Annotated in this window: 19 protein-coding genes; 9 read left to right on the forward strand and 10 right to left on the reverse strand. The window is 63.7% G+C overall.

Annotated features, from left to right (window positions below):
* Positions 1-236: 236 nt before the first annotated feature.
* The 8 genes from chrA to AC52GN_RS06865 all read right to left on the reverse strand — a co-directional run bounded on the left by chrA (position 237) and on the right by AC52GN_RS06865 (position 6,616).
* Positions 237-1,478 carry a chromate efflux transporter gene (gene chrA / locus AC52GN_RS06830; RefSeq protein ID WP_003163811.1) on the reverse strand — a complete coding sequence of 414 codons (1,242 nt, stop codon included), beginning with the start codon at positions 1,476-1,478 and terminating at the stop codon, positions 237-239.
* Between the two features lie 22 nt (positions 1,479-1,500).
* Positions 1,501-2,247 (reverse strand): arsenical resistance protein ArsH, encoded by a 747-nt coding sequence (gene arsH, locus AC52GN_RS06835; protein WP_003163810.1) that lies wholly within the window; start codon positions 2,245-2,247, stop codon positions 1,501-1,503.
* The gene (arsN2, locus tag AC52GN_RS06840) at positions 2,244-2,684 is read right to left on the reverse strand and encodes an arsenic resistance N-acetyltransferase ArsN2 (RefSeq protein ID WP_003163809.1); all 441 of its coding nucleotides are present in this window, start codon (positions 2,682-2,684) and stop codon (positions 2,244-2,246) included. The genes arsH and arsN2 overlap by 4 nt, the downstream gene beginning before the upstream one ends.
* Positions 2,684-3,769: an ACR3 family arsenite efflux transporter gene (gene arsB / locus AC52GN_RS06845; RefSeq protein WP_496528588.1), complete on the reverse strand. Its 1,086-nt coding sequence runs from the start codon at positions 3,767-3,769 to the stop codon at positions 2,684-2,686. The genes arsN2 and arsB overlap by 1 nt, the downstream gene beginning before the upstream one ends.
* Positions 3,769-4,191 (reverse strand): arsenate reductase (glutaredoxin), encoded by a 423-nt coding sequence (gene arsC, locus AC52GN_RS06850; RefSeq protein WP_003163807.1) that lies wholly within the window; start codon positions 4,189-4,191, stop codon positions 3,769-3,771. Before arsC ends, arsB begins: the two co-directional genes overlap by 1 nt.
* 7 nt (positions 4,192-4,198) lie before the next feature.
* Positions 4,199-4,534 (reverse strand): ArsR/SmtB family transcription factor, encoded by a 336-nt coding sequence (locus AC52GN_RS06855; RefSeq protein ID WP_003163806.1) that lies wholly within the window; start codon positions 4,532-4,534, stop codon positions 4,199-4,201.
* A 187-nt stretch (positions 4,535-4,721) separates the two neighbouring features.
* A complete protein-coding gene (locus AC52GN_RS06860; RefSeq protein WP_496528589.1) occupies positions 4,722-5,318 on the reverse strand; it encodes a Shedu anti-phage system protein SduA domain-containing protein in 597 nt (198 codons plus the stop codon).
* A gap of 2 nt (positions 5,319-5,320) precedes the next feature.
* A complete protein-coding gene (locus tag AC52GN_RS06865) occupies positions 5,321-6,616 on the reverse strand; it encodes a Fic family protein (protein WP_496528590.1) in 1,296 nt (431 codons plus the stop codon).
* Between the two features lie 706 nt (positions 6,617-7,322).
* Between AC52GN_RS06865 and AC52GN_RS06870 the strand changes: the two genes are divergently transcribed.
* The 5 genes from AC52GN_RS06870 (at position 7,323) to AC52GN_RS06890 (ending at position 11,349) form a co-directional block, all read left to right on the forward strand.
* Positions 7,323-7,466, forward strand: a complete 144-nt coding sequence (locus tag AC52GN_RS06870) for a hypothetical protein (RefSeq protein ID WP_496528591.1) — start codon at positions 7,323-7,325, stop codon at positions 7,464-7,466.
* Positions 7,460-8,263 (forward strand): nucleotidyltransferase and HEPN domain-containing protein, encoded by an 804-nt coding sequence (locus AC52GN_RS06875; protein WP_496528592.1) that lies wholly within the window; start codon positions 7,460-7,462, stop codon positions 8,261-8,263. The genes AC52GN_RS06870 and AC52GN_RS06875 overlap by 7 nt, the downstream gene beginning before the upstream one ends.
* A 205-nt stretch (positions 8,264-8,468) precedes the next feature.
* Entirely contained in the window at positions 8,469-9,572 is a 1,104-nt protein-coding gene (locus AC52GN_RS06880; protein WP_496528593.1) for a GmrSD restriction endonuclease domain-containing protein, read from the forward strand.
* On the forward strand, positions 9,569-10,219 hold the full coding sequence (locus AC52GN_RS06885; RefSeq protein WP_496528594.1) for an MAE_28990/MAE_18760 family HEPN-like nuclease: 651 nt from the start codon (positions 9,569-9,571) through the stop codon (positions 10,217-10,219). The genes AC52GN_RS06880 and AC52GN_RS06885 overlap by 4 nt, the downstream gene beginning before the upstream one ends.
* Positions 10,220-10,668: 449 nt before the next feature.
* Positions 10,669-11,349, forward strand: coding sequence for a hypothetical protein (locus AC52GN_RS06890; RefSeq protein WP_496528595.1), 681 nt, complete (start codon positions 10,669-10,671; stop codon positions 11,347-11,349).
* 2 nt (positions 11,350-11,351) lie between these two features.
* Here the strand turns inward: AC52GN_RS06890 and AC52GN_RS06895 are convergent, their stop codons facing one another.
* Positions 11,352-11,729 carry a thermonuclease family protein gene (locus tag AC52GN_RS06895; protein WP_496528596.1) on the reverse strand — a complete coding sequence of 126 codons (378 nt, stop codon included), beginning with the start codon at positions 11,727-11,729 and terminating at the stop codon, positions 11,352-11,354.
* A 524-nt stretch (positions 11,730-12,253) separates the two neighbouring features.
* Here AC52GN_RS06895 and AC52GN_RS06900 point away from each other — a divergent pair.
* The 4 genes from AC52GN_RS06900 (at position 12,254) to AC52GN_RS06915 (ending at position 19,235) form a co-directional block, all read left to right on the forward strand.
* Positions 12,254-12,748 (forward strand): RNA polymerase sigma factor, encoded by a 495-nt coding sequence (locus tag AC52GN_RS06900; RefSeq protein ID WP_496528597.1) that lies wholly within the window; start codon positions 12,254-12,256, stop codon positions 12,746-12,748.
* 13 nt (positions 12,749-12,761) lie between these two features.
* On the forward strand, positions 12,762-13,727 hold the full coding sequence (locus AC52GN_RS06905; RefSeq protein WP_496528598.1) for a FecR family protein: 966 nt from the start codon (positions 12,762-12,764) through the stop codon (positions 13,725-13,727).
* An 82-nt stretch (positions 13,728-13,809) separates the two neighbouring features.
* Positions 13,810-16,740, forward strand: a complete 2,931-nt coding sequence (locus AC52GN_RS06910) for a TonB-dependent receptor domain-containing protein (protein WP_496528599.1) — start codon at positions 13,810-13,812, stop codon at positions 16,738-16,740.
* On the forward strand, positions 16,737-19,235 hold the full coding sequence (locus AC52GN_RS06915; protein WP_496528600.1) for a S9 family peptidase: 2,499 nt from the start codon (positions 16,737-16,739) through the stop codon (positions 19,233-19,235). The genes AC52GN_RS06910 and AC52GN_RS06915 overlap by 4 nt, the downstream gene beginning before the upstream one ends.
* On the opposite strand, the gene AC52GN_RS06920 is transcribed toward AC52GN_RS06915, so the two are convergent.
* Positions 19,171-20,925 (reverse strand): asparagine synthase-related protein, encoded by a 1,755-nt coding sequence (locus AC52GN_RS06920; protein ID WP_496528601.1) that lies wholly within the window; start codon positions 20,923-20,925, stop codon positions 19,171-19,173. The two genes, AC52GN_RS06915 and AC52GN_RS06920, sit on opposite strands and share 65 nt — an antisense overlap.
* Position 20,926: the final 1 nt, after the last annotated feature.

Genomic DNA, 20,926 nt, shown 5'->3' on the forward strand with positions numbered 1-20,926 from the left:
CCGACATCAGCGCGAATAGGCGAGGACACCTGACCATAAGCCGACGAAGCCCCTCCGGTGGGGCAAGAATGACGAACCCTCTTGGGAGGACTCATCAATGCGACCGCCCGACGGGAAGATGGCTCTTGTCATGATGCCCCATCGGCATCCATGCCGCTACGAGCACTCGGAGTGCAAGGTCTGCCTTGTTCACCATGCAGGAGTCCTGGATACATCGCGACGGGCGCGGGCTCGGCTCAGATCAGTGCGAAGGCGACCCCGCTTGCGGCGGTCAGGGCAACGACTATCCATGGTGTGCACTTCCACACCGTCAACAGAACGAAGCCGGCCAGCGCCACGAGGAAGTCGATCGGACTCAGGATCGCGCTGGTTCCTACTGGGGTATAGAGGGCGAAAGCGAGAATGCCGACGACCGCCGCGTTCGCACCGCGCATCGCCGCCTGGGCCGCCGGTCGGGCGCGCAGCAGGCTCCAGAACGGCAGCACGCCTGTCACCAGCAGCAATCCCGGCGCGAAGATCGCCACGAGACAAAGGGCGGCCCCAGCGAGTCCATTCGGAGAAGGCTCCATCACGGCGCCCAGATAGGCGGCGAAGGTGAAAAGCGGCCCCGGGACGGCTTGGGCTGCGCCATAGCCCGCAAGAAAGCCATTGGAATCGATCCAGCCGGGCTGCACCACGCCTTCTTCGAGCAGGGGCAGAACGACGTGACCGCCTCCGAAAACGAAGGCGCCGGCTCGATAGAAGACGTCCAGCAAGGCGACGCCGTGGAACCCTGTCGCCATGGAGGCGAGCGGTAGGCCCGCCAGAAGCAGAAGGAACAGGACCAGGGCCCCTGCGCCGGCGCGCCGTGAAATCGGGAAGCTTGCAGTCGCCCCTGGCGCGGCGGTCGTCGTGCGGCAAAGGCGCAGCCCCGCCAGACCGCCGAGGACGATAGCGACGATCTGGCCTGTCGCTCCGCCGAGCAACATCAGGATTACAACAGCGGCTAGGCCGATGACTGCTCTTTGCCAATCAGGGGTCAGGGTGCGGGCCATCCCCCAGACCGCCTGAGCGACCACAGCCACGGCCACCAGCTTCAGTCCATGAAGCAGGCCCATTCCAACTGGCCCGTGGAGCGAGGCTGCGCCCATGGCGAACAAGACCAGAAGCGCGGCGGACGGCAGCGTGAAGGCGCACCATGCCGCAACGCCACCCAATGGGCCGGCGCGCCACAAGCCCAAGGCGTAGCCCACTTGGCTGGAGGCCGGCCCTGGCAGGAATTGGCACATGGCGACCAGGTCGGCGTATCCGGCTTCATCGATCCAACGGCGTCGAGCGACCAACTCGTTCCGGAAATAGCCGAGGTGCGCGACGGGGCCGCCGAACGACGTGAGGCCGAGTTTGAGGAAGACCGCGAAGACCTCTGCCGGCGAGCCGGTCAGGGGCGCGCTCAGGCGTCTGTGGGCTGCTTTGGATTCGCCGCTGATTTCCGTGGCCATTCTCCAGCAATCCAGTCTGATGCTACGCAGACCTGATCGCGATCGCTGACAGGTCATTGGCCGCATCGATCGGCACGCCCGACGCCTTTCGCTCGGAATAGCGATCCACCAACTGACCTGCGTGCCACCGCGTCAAGACGGTGAAGCGCACCAGTTCCTCCATCACATCGACGATGCGATCGTAGTAGCTGGACGGCTTCATGCGGCCGTCGTCGTCGAACTCCAGGAAGGCCTTGGCGACGCTGGACTGGTTGGGGATGGTGATCATCCGCATCCAGCGGCCGAGCAGGCGCAGGGTGTTGACCGCGTTGAAACTCTGCGAGCCGCCGGAGACCTGCATGACGGCAAGGGTGCGGCCCTGAGTCGGGCGCATACCGCCCATGCTCAGCGGCAGGTGATCGATCTGAAGCTTCATGATCCCCGAAATCTGGCCGTGGCGTTCGGGGCTGCTCCAGACCATGCCCTCCGACCACAGGGCATGCTCGCGCAGTTCGTGGACGGCGGGATGATCGTCGTAGTCGACCTGATCGGTCAGCGGCAGGTCGGACGGATCGAAGATGCGCGTTTCGCAGCCCATGAAGCGCAGCAGGCGAGCGGCCTCCTCGACGCATAGCCGGGAATAGGAGCGGTCGCGCAGTGAGCCGTAGAGCAGCAGGATGCGGGGCGGATGATCGTGCGGGCCGAGGCCGAGCGCGGGGCGGCTGGACAGATAAGCTGGGTCGAGCGCGGGCAGGTGGTCGGGATCAGGCAGGTCGCGAAGGCGGGTCATCGGGCGCGCAGTTCCTTGAACATGAAGGCCGCCGAGGCCGGGCACAGGCCGCTGAACTGCCGGGAGGCGGCGACTGAGGGCGGCGCGGCTGACCGAAGGGCGACCGAATAGCCGTGTCGCTGGAAGAAGGCGGCGGCCGAGGTCGTGAGCAGATAGAGACCGTCGGCCCCTTGTCCGGCGGCTTCGGCTTCGAGCCAGCACAGGATCGCCCCGCCGTGACCGCCGCCGCGACGGCTGTCAGGGACGACGATGGAGCGGATCAAGACGTCGGGCCCGACCTGCTCCAGCCCGCCGTAGCCGATCAGTCCGGCATCGTCCCCGAAGCGGTAGAAGCGCCGACCGGGCTCGTGGAGATCGTCCGTCGGCAGCCCGGCGGCCTCCAGCGCGGCGATGAGGTCGGGAGTGGGCTCGGGCAACTCCACGGCGTTGAAGGCCATCAGCAGGCGCCCTTCATCGGGGCGGTCGCGGGGAAGCAGCGGCGGCCCAGCCACAGGGCGACCGACACCAGCAGGATCAGCACAGGGACCTCGACCAGCGGACCGATGACGGCGGCGAAGGCTACCGGCGAGGCCAATCCGAACGCCGCGATGGCGACGGCGATCGCCAGTTCGAAGTTGTTGGAGGCAGCGGTGAAGGCCAGGGCCGTGGTGCGCGGATAGTCCGCCTCGATCAGCCGTCCCATCAGGAAGCTGACCACGAACATGACCAGGAAGTAGATCGTCAGCGGAATGGCGATGCGCAGGGCGTCCAGCGGCAGGGCGACGACCTCGCCGCCCTTCAGGCTGAACATGGCGACGATGGTGAACAGCAGGGCGATCAGGGTGATCGGCGCGATGCGCGGCAGGAAGCGCGCCTCGTACCAGTCGTTCCCCTTGCGCGTGACCAGCGCGCGCCGGGTCAGGAAACCGCCGAGAAAGGGCAGGCCCAGATAGACCAGGACGGCGCTTGCGATGGTCCAGACGCTGACGTCAACCACGCTGCCCTCCAGCCCGAACAGGGGCGGCAGTACGGTCAGGAACAGCCAGGCGTAGAGGCTGAAGAAGGCGATCTGGAAGATCGAGTTGAAGGCGACCAGGCCCGCCACATATTGGTTGTCGCCGCGCGCCAACTGGTTCCAGACCAGCACCATGGCGATGCAGCGGGCTAGTCCGATCAGGATGACGCCGGTCATGTGTTCCGGCTGGTCGCGCAGGAAGATCACCGCCAGCGCGAACATCAGCACCGGCCCCAACACCCAGTTCTGGAACAGGGACAGAAGCAGCACGCGCTTGTCGGCGAAGACGCGGGGAAGTTCCTCGTACGTCACCCGCGCTAGCGGCGGATACATCATCAGGATCAGGCCGATGGCTATGGGGATGTTGGTCGTCCCGACCGACAGGCCGTCGATCCAGGCGGGAAGCCCGGGCGCGACTGTGCCCAGCAGCACGCCCAGCGCCATTGCGGCGAAAATCCACAATGTCAGCCAGCGATCGAGGAAGGACAGGTGGCGCCTTGGTTGTTCAGCAATCACGGCATTGACCATCAGCGGACCCTCCGGCCCCCGGCGTCGATGACGACTTCGCCGTCCTCCTTGGTGAAGGGCTTGAGTCCTTCTGAAGGCAGAAGGTCGAGGACCGCTTCGGACGGGCGACATAGCTTCACGCCTAGCGGCGCGACCACGATCGGACGGTTCAGCAGAATCGGGTGTGCTTCGATGGCGTCCAGAATCTGGTCATCGGTCAAATCAGGGTCTCCGAGGACCAGTTCGGTGAAGGGGGTGCCCTTCTCGCGCAGAAGGCCGCGCAGGGGGACGCCCATCCGTTCGACCAGCGCCTGGATCATGGCGCGGTTGGGCGGCGTCTTCAGATACTCGATGACTTGCGGCTCGATCCCGACGTGTCGGATCAGGGCCAGGGCGTTGCGCGACGTGCCGCAGGCAGGGTTGTGATAGATGACGACGTCCATGGTGTCCTCATGCGCGGCAGAGCGAGAGTTCGGCCAGTAGCGGCTCGCACAGTTCGGCGCGGCCCTGGCAGCAGTCCTTCAGCAGGAACAGGACCAGCGCCTGGAGGCGATCCAGGTCCGCCCGGTAGATGATCGACCGGCTGTGGCGCTCCGAATTGACCAGGCCGGCGCGGGACAGAACCCCGAGGTGCGCCGACATGGTGTTGGCGGGCACCGCCAGGGCATCCGCGATCTCGCCGGCGGGTAGGCCTTCGGGTTCGTGCCGCACCAGCAGACGGAAGGCCTCAAGGCGTGTCGGTTGGGCTAGGGCGGCAAGAGCGAGGATGGCGGCTTCGGATTCCATGATTCCAAAATAATGGAATTAATGGTGTCGTCAACCAAGCCGGGAACGCTAAGCAAGGATGGAATGTCAGCTGTCCGTCGAGAAGCCAATGACTGCTCCTGGCGCAATAGCGTCGCCGCATAACCGGCTGGGTCTGTTGCTGCTGGCCTGCGAACACCTGCTTCGACTTCGTCTCATCCGGACTCTCTTAGATGTCGGGCACCGGGCGGACCGCATCAAGAACACGATCCCAGAGTAGGATTCGAATGCCCTGAGCGTGGTAAAGTCGCTCTTGGCGCACTCGCAGCGCCGTAGCCGCCATTTCAACGTCGCGGGGGCGTCTTAGATTGCGGAGCATGGATATTTGTGTGCCGATAATGATGCCGCCCGGACGTATGTCCTCTCGATGTGCCACGCCCAGCCGAGCACGGGTGTTCTCGTTGGCAACGGCTTCGTCAACGTAGTGTAGCAGTTGGTTTTCGGCCTTGATTAGGTCAGCAGAGGGGCGACAGCGATGCTTGTTGTCGTCGTACTCAAACAATGGACATTGTGGGGCCTTCAACTCCCAGAGGAAGGCCACCCGCTTGCTCTGACCTGTATCGGTGAGGACGTCGGCGGCGAGGATAAGATCGGCGTCGCCCGCGTAGCTACGTACCTCATAGTGCTGAACAGTGCTGCGTAGTGTTTTCTCGATCAGCAGATGCTCGGCGTGGACCAGGTAGGGGCGGCACTCGAGCTCGCGTCTAACTGTCGGCTCCTTCACTAACGCTTCGAAAACGGCGAACTCCCCGGGCGTCAGGGCCACGGTCAGCGCGCCCCGTCGATGTGACGCGCGACCAACAGGTCGAACACCTCATGCGTCCAGAGATCAGTAATTTCATCGCCGCGCCTGAGCACGTAGAGCGCGCCGTCCAGACGCCAGTCGAACGAAGGCGCGTCCGGCCGCCGCAGTACCACAGCGGGCCGCTCAAGGGTGATCGCAGCGTTCGGCTCGAGCCATAAGCCTCCGGTGTCGGCTACCTCGAACGTCCTCGGCCTCACGATCGCGCCGCGTTGTTTCGCGCTGATCGACAGCTGCGCGCGTTCGTAGGGAAGCGCAAGGAGGCCCGGAAAGGGCTGGTGCGTAATTGAAAAGAGCGCTTCCGCACGATCAAGCGCCTCGAGCGGGCCGACATGGACTAGCAAGTAATCGCCAACAGACCACGCGCGGTGATCGACCGTAGTGGCCCCGAACAGAGCCTCGCGCGTTGCTGAATCTAGTTGTCCGATGCGTCGTTTGACGATCGCGGCGAGCCGGTTCTCCTCACGTCCCGACAGGGCTGGCAGGCTGAGAAGCTGTCGTTCAAGCAAGAGGGTGAGCAGGCTTTGCAGAGGCACCAAGTCCACGGCACCGCTTTCATCGAGGCTTACATCTGCGGCTGTCAAAGCGTCGAAGTAATCGTCGCGCCGTTCCTTCAACTGCTCTAGCAGGGTCGGTGATCCTGGAAGGAGCATGCCTAGCTTGAGGTTGAGAATGAGATAGCTCAAGGCTCGGGCGGTTCGGCCATTGCCGTCGAGGAAGGGGTGAATCCAGTTCAGCCGCCAGAGTGCATAGGCGCTGAGAGCAAAAGCGTCGTCCGTGTGCCAACGGTCTGCAAGCTGGTCACAGAATGCCGCGACAGCTTGGTCAAGGTCGGCAGGTGGCGGCGGCTGATGCGGGCTACCTCGCATTTCGACGGGAAGCTGTCGAAAGGTGCCGAAGTGACGGCTGGCCCCGTCGCCTGCAGCGGCGTGCAGGGATTTAATAAGATCCCCCGTGATCCGGACGGTTTCGCCAGCTAGGTGACGTTCGACCAAGGTCTGAACCAGATTGAATTGGCGCACTGCACCGCTAACATCGAAAGGTACGCTCGGGGGCTCATGGCCGATAGTGGTGGCGACCGTTCCGCGCTGGGGCTCCGGGACGCGGGTCACAACCATAGTGACAGTGCCACGATGAAGCGGCAGGCCTTCGACCGCAGTATTTCCTACAACAAGGCTCATACCCTGCTCGCGGCGCTGCCGTGCGGTCATGGTGTGCGCTCGCGCGCGGGCAAGAAGCGTTTCCAAGGATTTCTTAGCCATGCGCCTCGAATAGACCGAACCGCAAGGCTAACGCCAGCGGTAGTCGCGCTTGGTTAGGGGTGCCGAATGTCGCCTTTGCGGCCGACAGTGAATGACTGCTCATGGCGCGGACCTGACCCCAGTGGCCGTTGTCAGACCGATCCCGGGCGCTTCATTGCGGGCCCTAGGCCGACAAGGATACCTCCAGGCCGCGGCCGGCGATGACATCCTATATGTCCTTAATGTCCATGGCTCGCCCTGATGTCGCCAGGACATCCAGCATGGCCAGACTAGGCGGACTCATGATGTGGCCGTTCGCGTCGTGCCCCCAAGCCGTGTGCCATGGCGCGTACACAGGTTACAGGAGGCTTCGCTATGGCGTGAGCCCCCCCATGACGGTCCGCGCCAGCCCGGAGGTCAAGTCCGGCTCGCCGTCGGAACGCGCCGCGCACCTGGCGCCTCCCCAATCGGCTTGCCACACGCGGCTCGACCGGCGACAGTTGCCGCGTCCCCCGGCTGGCCGTTGCTATGTCCAGGCGTAAGCTAAAGGCGACGGCGCACGAGCTCTCGTGTTCTCAACTGTCCGGCGGACACCACCCCTCATTGTGGCGCTTGGCGAACAGGCGGGGTAGGCTTTTGCGGAAGTGATTTGGGGTGAGGATGCGAACGAAGGCGGCAGGCATGACGATGGATTTGGGGACTCTGCGGGCGCACGGCGGGCGGCTCCATGCGCGCTGATCTGGATCACCTTCCGGCCAAGCAGCAGCGCGAACTGGAGCGCGTCCGCACGACCCTGCTGACCGAGTTCGACGCGGCGATCAAAAGCGGGGAGGGGGCACCCAGTCCTGGCGGCGCGACGGGCGGGTGCTGAAGATCATCCTGTTCGGATCCTACGCCCGCAACGACTGGGTCGATGAACCCGACAACGGCTATCTGTCCGATTTCGATCTGCTGGTGATCGTCAGCCATGAGAAACTGACCGACATCGCCGACTACTGGTACGTGGCCGAGGACAAGATCCTGCGCGATCCCGCCGTGGGGCGGACGGTCAACATCATCGTCCACACCATGGCCGAGGTGAACCAGGCCCTGACCCGGGGCGAGTATTTCTGGACTGACATTCTGCGCGACGGCGTGGTGCTGTACGAGTTGCCGGGACATCCGTTCGCCCAGCCGCAGCCGATGACGGCGGTTGAGGCGCGAGATGCCGCTCAAAGATACTTCGACGCGCGGATCAAGGATTTGGATCTTTGGATCGAAGATGCTCGGCGGCATGTGGCGATGGGCGGGGAAGGGCAGCACGTTCGCAAACGGGCCGCGTTTCTGCTGCATCAGGCGACAGAGACCGCCTATGCGTGCTTTCTCCTAACCCACACCTTCTATTTTCCGCGCTCGCACAACATCAAGTTCCTTCGCTCCCTCGCGGAAGACACTGACAAGCGCCTGGCTGCTGCATGGCCAAGAGAGCAGCGCGCCGACCGCCGCCGCTTTGAACTGCTAAAGCGGGCTTACGTCGAAGCGCGCTATTCAGACCAATACGATCTTGATGTCGAAGACCTGCAGCTTTTGCTGGCCGGCGCTGAACGTCTTCGAGGTCTCATCGTGGAAGCAGGTGAAGAGCGGATCGCAAAGCTGGCCGACGCCGCCGAACGGACTACTTCGACCTAAGGTCGGGGTATGAAATGCGCCACAAGCGGCTACCGGCGTCACGCTATAAACCCGCCATTCTGCGAAGAAGTCCACGGTCCGTTTTCGGGCCGAACGTCTATTTCGTAGATCGACCCTAGTCGGACCTTGAGCGATTTGGCTAAGCTCGAACTTCCCGCGGAACGTGTGGCACGCAAGCCGACCCTCAAAATTGTCAGGAGATCGAATGCTCGACGCCGAAATCAGTAAGGCACAGCGTCAGGTCAGGACTGATGCATATCAGATGTCAGTGGGCGAGGTGGTCAGCATGTACACCGAGGGCGACATCGTTATCGACCCGGAGTTTCAACGACTGTTTCGATGGGAGAGCAGTCAAAAATCGAAGCTGATCGAATCGCTTTTGCTCGGAATTCCGATTCCGTCGATTTTTGTGTTCGAGAGGCCCGACGGTCGTTGGGAGTTGATCGATGGATTGCAGCGCACCTCGACCATTCTCGAGTTCATGGGACTTCTAAAAAGTGCAGAAGGTCAGAAGCCGCCGTCGATATTAGACGCGACAAAATACCTTCCCTCGCTGGCCAACACGGTTTGGGATCAGTCTGACAGGATCAATGTGCCCGTCGCACAGCAGGTCCCTTTGACCAAAGCTCACCAGCTTGCCATCCGACGGTCGCGCATTGGGGTCGAGATTCTCAAACGTCCAAGCGACGAGGAAACGAAGTACGACTTGTTTCAGCGCCTCAACGCTGGCGGCACCGTTGCGAACGCTCAAGAACTGCGAAATTGCATCATGCTGATGGTGAACCCGGGCTACTTCCGAGCAATCAAACAGGTCGCTGAAAGTCCACTATTCCGGCGCGTGCTAGGAATTAAAGATGGGGCGATGGAAAAACAACGCCATATTGCGCTCGCCGTTCGCTTCCTCGTGCATCGGTTCATTCCCTACGATGGAAAACTCGACGTCGAGGAATACATCGATGAGGGAATGATTACTCTCGGCAAGGAGGGTGATATTGCGAAAGCTACCGACGCTATAACTCAGACGTTCAACCTTCTAGATGCTGTTGCGGGAGAGAATGCTCTCCGACGGCTTGAGGACGGCCAGCATAGTGGCCGCGTGGGGCTCGTCGCCTTGGAAAGCATTGCGGTTGGCATCTCCAAAAACTTCGATGCGATCCAGCGTCTGGCTGACCCGGCGGGATTCGTCGTGCAGCGGATCGCCGGCTTCTGGCAGCAACCAGTCGTTGCTACCCTAATGTCGCCAGGCTTGCGGGGAACCAGCCGCATCCAGGAGACTGTGCCGCTGGGCGACAACTGGTTCCGGCCTTGAGTAAGGCACGCACCGAAGCTGAGTTAAGCGAGCAACTCACCGCGGATCGGACGTGGCGCCTACGTGAGATAAGCGATCTTGTCTCATCGATCGAACGCGCTGACGACCAACTCAAGCAGCCGCTCGTACGCGCGCTGATCGCGCTCGCTTATGCCCATTGGGAAGGTGGCGTGCGCTTTGCTGCCCGGAAGCTGATGGAGCATCTGGCTCTTAAGAAACTCACTTATGCCGAGCTCGATCGCCAGCACCGACGCAACTACTTCATCCCCCGGCTCGCCAGCATAGCCCAAAACAATATGAACATGGCCGATCGCTGCAAGCTGATAGATGACATTCTGGATAGCGAGACGCGGCGTTTTGGGAGAGCCAACGACGATCTGATTCAAACGCGCGCAAACCTAAACTTCGAGGTTTTCGCCGACATATGCTTAGTGTGCGGCATCTCACCGGAGCCTTTCAAAGAACACGAAACGTTCGTCGACATCCTTCTGCTCAAACGGCGGAATTCCATTGCGCATGGGGAGGAAACACTGGTTTCAGCCGACGAAGTGCCGGAGATAGCTAACACGACAGTGGAGCTCATCCGCCGCTTCTCAGATGAACTTGAGAACCTTGTCGCTCTGAAGAGCTACCGGGCCGCGGGATAAGCCTTCAAAGGCGGGCAGTTTGCAAATATCAAACATGCGAGCCTCAACGTGGCCGTGCTTGGCAGCGCTTGCCGTTACCATCTCGCTCAGATCAGGCGGACGCGCTGCCTGGCGTTCCGGGCAACCGCTTTAGGACAATTGGGTCTCCGGAAGACTTGCTGGAAATCTGGGTCGGATTTCCAGCAAACTTTTGGTCGCAAGATAATTCGAACCTCAGGCCTAGCTCCCAAAGCAGACGTCCCCAATGACGGGTTTAAGTCAGAAGAAGAGGCAACTCACCTGGTGGGAGGCAGCGATCAGCGACGGTTGACGAGCTGCGGCGGCATCATGCCGGTCGGGAAAGGTCGGAATCCCGGCGGCGTTGGACTATAAGCTTTGCTTTGGGGCGTTGTCTGCCTGTAGGCGGCGTCGCGAGTGATCGCCCTCAGGGCGTTGAAGGGAAAGCTGTCATGAGATCCGTCATCGTTCTTGCCGCTGTCGCCGCCCTCGTCGCCGGGTGTTCAAACCCCAAGGCCGCCGACAAGAAGAATTTCGAGACGGCCATCAACGACTGGATCAGCAAGAACCCGCCCTGTCTCGCATTGCCGTCCGGCAGCGTGCGCGCTGCGGATCGCCTCGCCGACGCGGGCGTCTTCCCCCTCTATGTGGAGGAGGCCGTCAGCGATCATCCTTTGCGGCTGGAGATCCAGAAGAAGGCGGCGGCGCCCTTTGAAGCCTTGGCGGCGGCTGGCTTAATGAAGGGCGAGCCTGCCGAGATCACACAAAGCGGCTACTTTCCCGGTCCCCAACCCAAGGTGGCGGTCGTCGCATACACGCTGACGCCCGAAGGCGAGAAGGCGTTCAGCGAAAAAGGCAACTCGCGCCTGATGGCCGCCCCGTCCTTCTGTTACGGCGAACCTGCGGTGAAGGAGATCGTCCGCTTCACCGAGCCGGGCGAAATGATGGGGATGACGGTCTCACAGGTCGACTACACCTGGCAGCTCAAGAACATGCCGGAATGGGCGAAGTCGAAGCCGATGCAGGAGGCATTCCCGCAGCTGGCTCGCGACAACGCCGAAACGCTTGAAGGCAAGGCGGCCGTGGTTCTGATGAACGAGGGCTGGGTGCACGAGAAGGCGATGCGGCGCTGACGTCAGGCGCGGCACAGCGGACGCTGGCGGTCGAATTTCGCCCACACCACAGTCGTGCCGCTGCGGATCATGGCGCAGTTGATCTCGACCTGCGTCGGGGTCCAGCAGATGGCGGTGACGCGGTTGTAGCTCTGGCCGATTGGCTCGCAGCTGATCGTCCGGTCGGCGGCCAGGCGCCGCAGCTCGGCGGTCGCCGAAGCCGCCGACGCGGCGGGGCAGGGGTGGCCCGGCGAACAGGTTTCGTCGGCCTCCCTTGCGGCGACGGCGTGAAGGCGAACGCGCGTTCCGTCCTTGCAGCGCAGGGTGTCGCCGTCGTTCACATAGGCGACGTCGCATAGGAAGCGGTCAGCGGGAGCCGAGGCTTCTCGATGGCTCAGCATCTTCTCGAGCGTGGGGACGAGGCGGCTCAGTTCGTCGTCGAGCGGCCACGAGAAGGCCGCCGCAAACGCCGCCGCTGCAGCGCCCGCAACGAGCGCCGCGAACCTCAGGTTAGGACGGCGCCGACGGTCTGCACGAAGGAGGCGGGTAGGTCGGCGACCACGGCGAGGACGGGAATCACGCATCAAGACAACCTGCCCGGACCGTGTTGAGAGAGGGTTGATCCTCTGCAGGCCTGGGCGCGGCAACGCGGCGTCAACGGCGCAGGCGCGGCCCGCCGCATAATGCGCCTTGCCAAGTGAACACGGATGAATCAGGCTTGGGCTGCGTCTGATTTGACGCCGAGGCGTGAGAACCTCGCTTGAGCAGATCCTGAAATCACCACCTCGCGCTCCGTGGCGACGGGTGGCCGGCGTGCATGTCCAGGCTTCCTCGGGAGCTAAAGACGTCAGCGCATGTGTTTGAGCATGTTCTCAACACCCGGTGCTTCGGCCGGGCCCGCCTCTTTGCGAAAGGAGGCGGGCCCGTGTCGGATCAAAGCAGACGGATGGAAGGCGAAGGCGGCGCCGAACTGTCCATTCTCTATCGCGAGAACGAGCGGTGGCTGGCCCGATCGCTCAAGCGCCGCTTCGGCGATCAGGACATTGAGGATCTGGCTCAGGAAACCTGGCTGCGCCTAGCTTCGGCGGTCTCGTTTTCGGACATCCGTCACCCGAAAGCCTTCCTGCTGCGGATAGCGACAAACCTGGCGTCGACGCGGCGGCGGCGGCGCGAACTGGCGTTGAGGGCGGAGGCCGGGGCGGCGCTCCGCGACTGCATCGACGCCGACCAGACCGACCGAGTCATGCTCATTCAGATCGTGCTCGGCTTGCCAGAATCTCTTCGGGATGTCTTTTTACTGTCGCGTATCGATGGTCTGACAAACGCCCAGATCGCGGATAGGCTGGGCATATCTCCCAAGACCGTCGAATGGCGCATGACCCGGGCCCTGGCCCACTGCGCCGCCCAACTCCGGCGCTAGAATGAGGCGCGACATGACCAACCCGAACAGGGTTGAGAAGGCGGAAGAGGAAGCGGTCGCGTGGCATGCCCGCTTCGGCGCGACCTCCATCGACTCCGGTGCCATCGAGGAGTTTCTCGAATGGCGGTCGAAACCCGGCAATGCCGACGCCTATCGTCGCGTCGATCGCGTCTGGCGCGAGAGCCAGGGCTTGGGCTCCGATCCGGCGATCGCGGAGGCGCTCGACGGCGCGCGTCATCGCGCCCGCCGCAGCGGCTTGGGCAGACGGTCCGTCCTGATCGGGGGGCTGGCGGGCGCGACCGCCTTGCTCCTCATCGCAGGAGCGTGGCTGTGGAGCGGACGGGGCGCGTTTGCGACCGATGTCGGCGAGCAGCGCGTGATCCGGCTCGCCGACGGCTCCAAGGTCAATCTGGACACCGATTCCCGCATCCGGGTGCGGTTCACGAATGGGGAGCGGCGGATCGATCTCGATCATGGCCAGGCGCTCTTCGACGTGGCGCCGGCGCCCGAGCGGCCCTTCGTCGTCTATGCGGGGGATGCGCGCGTCACCGCCGTGGGCACGGTGTTCGACGTCCGCAGGGCAGGGGAGGCGGTCAGCGTCACCCTCGTCTCGGGGGTGATCGACGTCGCGGCGCCGGAGATGGCGACCGGCGAGCGCCGCATGGCGGCGGGCCAGCAGACCAGGGTCTCGGGCAGAGCGATCTCAACTAGGGCGGTGGATGTCGCCGCCGAGACAAGCTGGACCTCTGGACGCCTTATCTTCTCCGACATCCCGTTGGAGCAGGCCGTCTCCGAGATGAACCGCTATCTGACAGACAAGATCGAGATCGACGATCCGGGCATCCGGACCGTGTCGATCAACGGCGTCTTCCTGGTCGGAGACCGCGACGCCTTCGTCTCCGCCGCCTCGGATGGCTTGGGCCTGAAGTCCGTTCCCAAGGCGGACGGATCCGTCGGATTGGTCCGCCGCGGAAATTAATTGGGTTTCGGCTCCGGGGTAGGCCGGGGTCTCGTTGGTCTCTTTCTTCGACGCCAGAGGGGGCGTTGGAGGAAACCTGTCTATGAGCCGTTCGAGTCTGCTATCCGGCGCCGCCGTGGTCGCCTGCCTCTTCTCCGCCGGGACGCCCGCCTGCGCCCAGTCCGCGCGCGATTTCAACATCCCCGCAGGACCGATGCGCGACGCTCTGACGGCCTTCGGCGCCCAGTCCGGCCAGCAGATATTCTTTGCATCGGACGTTGTCGCGGGCCGGCGCTCGCCCGGCGTCAACGGACGGATGGAACCCGAGGCGGCTCTGAGCCGCCTGCTGCGTGACAGCGGCCTGACCTGGTCTCAGAGCCGACCCGGCGTCTTCGTGGTGCAGAGGACGGCTCGAACGACAAACGACGAAGTCACCGTCCTGGACGAGGTGGTGGTGACGGGCACCCTGCTGCGGTCTTCGGGCGATCCCGCTTCGCCGGTCACGATCCTGACCCGCGACGAACTCGATCGGCGGGGATATGGAACGGTGGCGGAAACCCTTGCGGCTCTCCCGCAGAACTACGGCACGTCGACGCCGCTCTCGCAGGCGACGATGTCCGACGCCAGTACGTCGAACAATGTATTCTCCACGGGCGTCAATCTGCGCGGCCTGGGCGCGGCGTCGACGCTCGTGCTCGTCAATGGCCGACGCTTGGCCGGTACAGGCGCCCGCGCGGGATTCGCGGACATTTCGGCGCTGCCGTCCGCGGCGGTGGAACGGGTCGATATCCTTCTCGATGGGGCGTCGGCTCTGTATGGGGCGGACGCGGTGGCCGGCGTCGTCAATGTTCTGATGCGTCGCTCGTTCGACGGACAGGAAAGCCGGCTTCGCATCGCTTCCGCACGGAGCGGCGGCGAGGACGTGCAGGCGTCCCACCTTTTCGGCAAGAGCTGGGCGTCAGGCTCAGCCTACCTCTCCTATGAGTATCAGACGGCCAACGGCCTCAGCGCTCTGGACCGCCCGTATACGGCGGACGGCGACCTGCGGCCGTTCGGAGGATCGGATCGTCGCACATTCTACAGCAGTCCGGGCAATATCGTGGAGTTCGACCCGGCGGTCTCAGCCTATGTGACCCGCTTCGGCATTCGACCCAACGCCAGCGGGACCGCGCAGGTCGCCGCCGATTTCGCGCCCGGACAGCCGAACCTTCAATCCCCCATGCTGGACGTGGACCTGCTTCCTGCGGTGGAGCGCCATAGCGTTTACGGGCGGGTGCGTCAGGCGTTTGGCGACCGCCTCGAACTCACGGCGGACCTCCGCTACAGTCGCCGGGACAATGAGATCGCCTCTTCGGCGACGACATCGGTGTTTTCGGTCTCGACGACCAATCCTTGGTTCGTGTCGCCTGTCGGCGCGACCTCCCACATGATCGGCTATTCGTTCGCGCGAGATCTCGGTCCGGCGCGGAGCTACGCCCAGTCGGAAAGCCTTGGGCTGACAGTGGGCCTTCGTTACGAGCTATCCGACAACTGGGCTCTGGAGACCTATCTGGCGAAGGCGACGGAGATCGCCGAATACGGTTTCACCAATCGGGTGAACAACACCTTCCTGGCCGAAGCGCTCGGGAATGTCCCTGACAATCCCGAAACCCGATTCAATCCGGCCGTCGACGGCTATTTCAATCCTTTCGGCGCCGGAGCGGCCAACAATCGCGCGGTGCTCGACTTCATCAGCGGCGGCTACGGCCGGGTGAACAACGAAAGCGAGGCCCGCTCGGCCAACGTCCTGATCCAGGGTGATTGGTTCAACCTGCCTGGCGGTCAGATGTCCGTAGCGGTCGGCGCCCAGGTCAGGCAGGAGGTGTTCGACAATCGCGGCGAGACCTTCCTCGTCGGAGTGACGCCGCGCCTTTTTCCGAGCCCCACGCGAGAGCGATCCGTCTCAGCGCTTTTCGCCGAGGCGCGATTGCCGCTTGTCGGTCCGGACAACGCACGACCTGGCGTCCAAAGCCTTGACGTGTCCGTGGCGGCGAGGGTCGAGGACTACGATGATTTAGGAACCACGACGAATCCGAAGCTGGGCGTCGTCTGGTCTCCGCTCGAACGCCTGACCCTCCGGGCTTCATGGGGGACGTCTTTTCGGGCGGGCGCTCTGCAGCAGATTTTTGAGGAAGCGGCGGTGTCGCCCGCCTTCCTTGACCGGGAAGACGGCTCTGAGGCGCTGGTTCTGCTGCTCATCGGCGGTAATCGCAATCTGAAGCCGGAGACGTCGCAGACCCTCACGGCGGGGTTCGATTATCGCTTCGCCACCGGATCGAACCTGAGCGTCAACGTGTTCGAGACGCGCTTTGAGGATCGGATCGCCCAGCCTGTGAACGCCAATTTCGATGGCGCTCTGATCGATCCCTCGCTTCGACCGTTTGTCGTCTTCGTGAACCCGACCTCTGTGCCAGCTGACCTGGCGCTGGTCGAAAGCTACGCTGCATCGCCTGGATTCTCAGCGGCATTTCCGACGACCGCCTACGGTGCGATCGTCGATACGCGTTGGGTCAATACGGGTGACGTCCGCGTGTCGGGCGTGGATATCGCCGGGCGGCATGCGTGGCGCTTCGCTCAGGGTGAATTGGCCTTCGACGCCTCGGTGTCCTGGATCCTGGACTACGCGAGCCGGTCAACGCCCGCCGCGCCCGTCCAGCGTTTGGCCGGCCGCTTGGGCTACCCGGCGGATCTGCGCGCCAGGACGGGCCTGACGTGGTCGCGCGGGGAATGGCAGGTCGGGGGCGCATGGAACTTTGTGGACTCCTATCGCGACTCGGTCGGCTCGCGGATCGACGCATGGAACACCGCAGACGCCTCGATCGCCTGGTCCCCGACCGGACGCCGGCTTGGCGGTCTGAGGCTCCAACTGACGGCTCAGAACCTCTTCGATCAGGATCCGCCCTTCTATGACGCTCCCTCGGGGTACGGGTTCGACGCCGGGCAGGCCAATCCGCTTGGCCGCGTCGTTTCGCTGCAACTGATCCGGCGCTGGTGACGCGCCATGAGAACCTTCCTGAACTCGCTCGTTGCAGTCTTGGCGGTGCTCGCCTGCCTGGCCTCGGCCAGTTTCGCCCAGACGACGGGCCGCCCCCTTCGCTGACGGTGGACGACATTCTCGGTCTCGAGTCGATTGAGCGCGCGGACCTTTCGCCCGACGGCCGTTGGTTGGTCTATGAAAAGCGGGGGGCCTACGACAGTCTGCCGAGCGTCGAATTCGGGGGTCGGTCGGTCTGGACCATCATGGACCTTTGGCTGGTCGATCTCCGTTCCGATGCGCCGCCCACGAGACTGCTTCCTAAGGAGGGCCTGGGCCTGCAGCGGGTGGCGTGGTCGCCGGACGGCGAGCGCTTGCTGATCACACGTCTGCAAGGGGACCGGTTCGAGTACGGAATCGTGACGTTGCGGGACCGGGCCGTGCGATGGACCGGCCTGACCCCCGATATGCCCCCAAATGGGGCCTTCGCCGAATGGGCGGCTCATGACACGCTCGTCCTGCTCGCCTCGGAGGACGGGCGGCTTCCCGCCAGTCTCCGTTATGATCGGGATATGACCGCCAGGCGTTCGAGCGCCTGGGCGACCACGGCCCGGGGCCGGGAGCCCGCACGCACCGTGATCGAGGCGCGCCATGGCGTCCTGTCTCCCGAGACGCCGTCTCCGCAAAATGTGCTTGTTCGCCTCAACGCCCTGACCGGTGAGCGGAAAACCCTCATGCAGGGCAGGGTTGCGGATTTCGCGGTGGCGCCGGACGGGACGTCTGTCGCTGTGACATGGAAGGGGGACGCCGTGCCCTTGTCGGAGCCGGAACTCGTCCAGCTGGAGAATGAAAGCAGGCTCAGGCTGTCGATCATCGACCTCGACGCACAGCGCAATGTTACGAGTTTCGCCGGCTTGGATGTGGCGCCGCATCTGATGCGTTGGTCGCCTGACGCTCGCGCCGTGCTGGTTTGGGCGCGCCAGGACGGAGAGCGATGGCGGGACGGAGCGCTCTGGTCCTTGAGCGCGCAGAAGACGACCCGCTTCAACCTGGCGAATCTCGTCGTGGGAACCTCCGCAGAGGTGACGGCGGGCGTTAAGGCGGAATGGATTGGGAGCTCGCCCGTGATTCAAGCGCGGACGCCCGACAGCGAGCGACGAGACTGGCACCGGCTTTCGTCAGATGGGGCGCCAGCCATTCTGACGGCCGAGCTCCGCGTTCCGCCCGGTCGGATTTCCGCTTCGACCGGAACCGCCGCCTATGTTTTCGCTGACGGCGGCTATTGGGAAATGACGGCGCAAGGCGTGCGACCGCTTGCGGTCGGCGACGCGGTTGTGCGTGAGGCGGTGCAAGCCGGCGATATTTATCGGCCGCGTCGGCAAAAGATAAATGAGCCGCCCAGGAGGCCGTGGTCGGTCGGTTTGGACGAGAACGACGAAGGCGTCGTCATCTCGGCCGATGGAAGGGTGCTGTCCGCCCCGTTCGGTCCGATCGGCGAAGACCGCGTGCTCGCGCTGTCGCGAGACAGGGCTGTGGTCTTGCGACGCGTCGGTCTCGCCGAGAACCTGATTGTCCAAACTGGCCTTGGAAGCCGTCAGCTCGACGTCGTTAATGCAGGCCTCGCCGGCATCGACCTGCCGACCCCGAAGGCCGTCTCCCATCTCGATATCCACGGGCGTCCCGTGACAAGCTGGTTGTTCTTGCCGGACGGCGCAGACATCAAGGGCGTGATCGTCAAGGTTTACCCGGGGTGGGCGGACAATCTCGTCTGGGCGGACCCGTGGACCATGACCTACAGTACGCGGCCTGCTGTCTTCGTCGCGGCAGGGTACGCCTATCTGAGCCCCTTCCTTCCCGCAGACCAGCCAGCGGCGGGGCGAGGCGAGGCCTTTGAGAAGGGGGTAGACCTCGCCATTGACGCGGCTCTGAAAGCGGAGCCGCAGCTGCCTCGGGATAGACTGGTTCTTTGGGGGCATAGCTTCGGCGGTTACGCCACGCTGGAGATCGCTACCCGGTCCGAACGGTTCCGCGGCTACATCGCCTCCTCGTCCTACAGCGACATGCAAGGCGTCTGGGGGGAGTTCGATCCCGGCGCCAGAATCATGCCCGAAGACGGCGGACTCTTCCGTCTCAATCAGGGGTGGACAGAGACGACTCAAGCGGCGCTTGGCGCGCCGCCTTGGGTCAAACCCGATGACTACGCCGCTTCCAGCCCGTTTCTCAGGGCCGATCGGATCAGGGCGCCCGTCCTGTTCCTCACGGCTGACATGGACTTCACGCCGGCGACGCAGGCCGAGCGAATGTTCAGCGCCATTCTACGCACCGGGGGCGAGGCGCGCATGGTGACCTATTGGGGAGAACAGCACCTACTGTGGAGCCCGGCGAATATCAGGGACTACTACGGACAGATCTTCGGCTGGTTGGAGCGGGTCCTGCGAGGGACTAAGACGGTCACGCCGTCCGCCCCAGTCTCCCTTCCCAGGACCGAACCCAACCTTCGATCGTCACCATCGTGAACAAGGCTGCGTACTGACCCCGCCAGATCAAGACCTCGGGCGTCAGTTCGCCGCCCGCGGCCTCACGGTCGATCAGGCCGAGGGCGGCTAGTCGGCCGTCCATCAGCCAGGATCGGATGAAAGCAAGGTTCTCCACGATCATCTGGCCGTACACTCGCGTCATCTCGCCCTTTGACCGACGCTCTAGAATCTCAGTGGGAAGTCGATCCGCAAAGACCCGCCGCGCCAGTCCACGATCCCGTCCGCCCACGGTCAAAACCCAGGCGGGCAGGGCTAAGCATGTCTCTATGACCGGCTGTGCGCAAAGCGGATGCCGGACGTCCACGGCGCGGGTGAGCGCGCTGGGACCGTGGTGCGAGACGCTGTCGGCCACGCCGGCGATCTGGAAGCATTTGGAGGGCCCAAAGGCCTCCAGTCCCTCGAGCCACGGGTGCAACCCGGCGTCGTTTTCGCGAGGCGTGAGGATTGGGTGTGCGCGCCGCAGCGGCTGAGTGAGGCCGCCTCGATATCGAAGAGCTTCGCGCCATAGCGTCCATATGGACGCTTCATTAGCGGCGGCCAGTTCCAGAACATCCTCCGATGCGAACGCTCGCCATCTCCTCTGACGCCACAGATCGATGAAGATGTCGGTCGTCGCGGCCTGAAGGAGAATGCTGTCTCCACCCTTGCCGCTCATGACGGCGCTCGCTCCATGGGCTTCGATCTGCTTCGCCCAGGCGAGGTCCTGAGGATAGTCCATGCCATTCAGCCCTGGACGGAAGCCGCCTGAAATCGCCTCGATCCAATCAGCCGTCATGGGCTTGGCGACGTGAGGCTGGCAATGCGGCTCGAAATCCAACGTCCGAGCAAGCGCGCGGACATAGCGGCGCTCATCGGACTCCGTGGTCTGGCCGAAGGTGTTAATCCAGAGCGCGGTCGCTCCGGGACGTCGGCGCGTCAGCGTGGCGGCCACAAGAGCGGAATCGAGCCCGCCGGAGACTTCGGCTGCTAAAGGACCGCCCAGGTCAGCGAGACCCGTAATGGCTTCATCGATCGCCCCTTCGAGGCGCGCCATGGCCTCTTGGGTTCGTGGCGCAGCCCCCAGACTTATCTGTGCGAAGTCGCGCGGACGCCATATCAACTCAGCGCGTTGCGGCAGTGGAAGAGGCTGAATGGAGCCAGGTTGCAACGCGATAGGCCCGTCGAGCATCAACGGCCCGGTGGGGGCGATGAGATCATAAAGGGCGTCAGAAACGCGATCATGATCGATGCGCCACACGCCGACAGGAGGTAGAAGCCAAGCTTCGGCCGATGAGCAGGCGATGGTCAGGCCCCTGTCCTGCCAGACCACGCATTCCATCGCACCGGACGGGTCCCTGAGAAAAGCAGTAGGTTGGTCCTTGCGTCCGAACAGCACGCCCACGAACCGGCCCCAGAAACGGGCGACCAGTTTGCGTTCGTAGTTCCATTGATCACTGTCCGAGCAGGAAGGAATATGAGGCGAACGTCTGTTGATGACGTCGCCGATCAAGGTCCACCCTCCGACCTGCATCCTCTTGGGCGGGTTTGGGCCGCGCACCCCGAACCACGCGTGCGCATTCAGGTCTTGGACAGCGTAACCCTGTTGCCGAGCTTTTGCGGCGAGGCCGGCCGAGCGTTCGAGCATCGCCCCCTCATCGTGCGGTCTACAAACGAGCACGTAGTCGCCCATG

The sequence above is a fragment of the Brevundimonas sp. SS2672 genome (genome assembly GCF_059579685.1).

Bases quoted from the DNA above. Each gene is read 5' to 3' on its own strand.
- chrA (WP_003163811.1), bottom strand. From the start codon at position 1,478: ATGGCCACGGAAATCAGCGGCGAATCCAAAGCAGCCCACAGACGCCTG.
- arsH (WP_003163810.1), bottom strand. From the start codon at position 2,247: ATGACCCGCCTTCGCGACCTGCCTGATCCCGACCACCTGCCCGCGCTC.
- arsN2 (WP_003163809.1), bottom strand. From the start codon at position 2,684: ATGGCCTTCAACGCCGTGGAGTTGCCCGAGCCCACTCCCGACCTCATC.
- arsB (WP_496528588.1), bottom strand. From the start codon at position 3,769: ATGGTCAATGCCGTGATTGCTGAACAACCAAGGCGCCACCTGTCCTTC.
- arsC (WP_003163807.1), bottom strand. From the start codon at position 4,191: ATGGACGTCGTCATCTATCACAACCCTGCCTGCGGCACGTCGCGCAAC.
- AC52GN_RS06855 (WP_003163806.1), bottom strand. From the start codon at position 4,534: ATGGAATCCGAAGCCGCCATCCTCGCTCTTGCCGCCCTAGCCCAACCG.
- AC52GN_RS06865 (WP_496528590.1), bottom strand. From the start codon at position 6,616: ATGGCTAAGAAATCCTTGGAAACGCTTCTTGCCCGCGCGCGAGCGCAC.
- AC52GN_RS06870 (WP_496528591.1), top strand. From the start codon at position 7,323: ATGCGCGCTGATCTGGATCACCTTCCGGCCAAGCAGCAGCGCGAACTG.
- AC52GN_RS06880 (WP_496528593.1), top strand. From the start codon at position 8,469: ATGCTCGACGCCGAAATCAGTAAGGCACAGCGTCAGGTCAGGACTGAT.
- AC52GN_RS06890 (WP_496528595.1), top strand. From the start codon at position 10,669: ATGAGATCCGTCATCGTTCTTGCCGCTGTCGCCGCCCTCGTCGCCGGG.
- AC52GN_RS06895 (WP_496528596.1), bottom strand. From the start codon at position 11,729: ATGCTGAGCCATCGAGAAGCCTCGGCTCCCGCTGACCGCTTCCTATGC.
- AC52GN_RS06905 (WP_496528598.1), top strand. From the start codon at position 12,762: ATGACCAACCCGAACAGGGTTGAGAAGGCGGAAGAGGAAGCGGTCGCG.
- AC52GN_RS06910 (WP_496528599.1), top strand. From the start codon at position 13,810: ATGAGCCGTTCGAGTCTGCTATCCGGCGCCGCCGTGGTCGCCTGCCTC.
- AC52GN_RS06920 (WP_496528601.1), bottom strand. From the start codon at position 20,925: ATGGGCGACTACGTGCTCGTTTGTAGACCGCACGATGAGGGGGCGATG.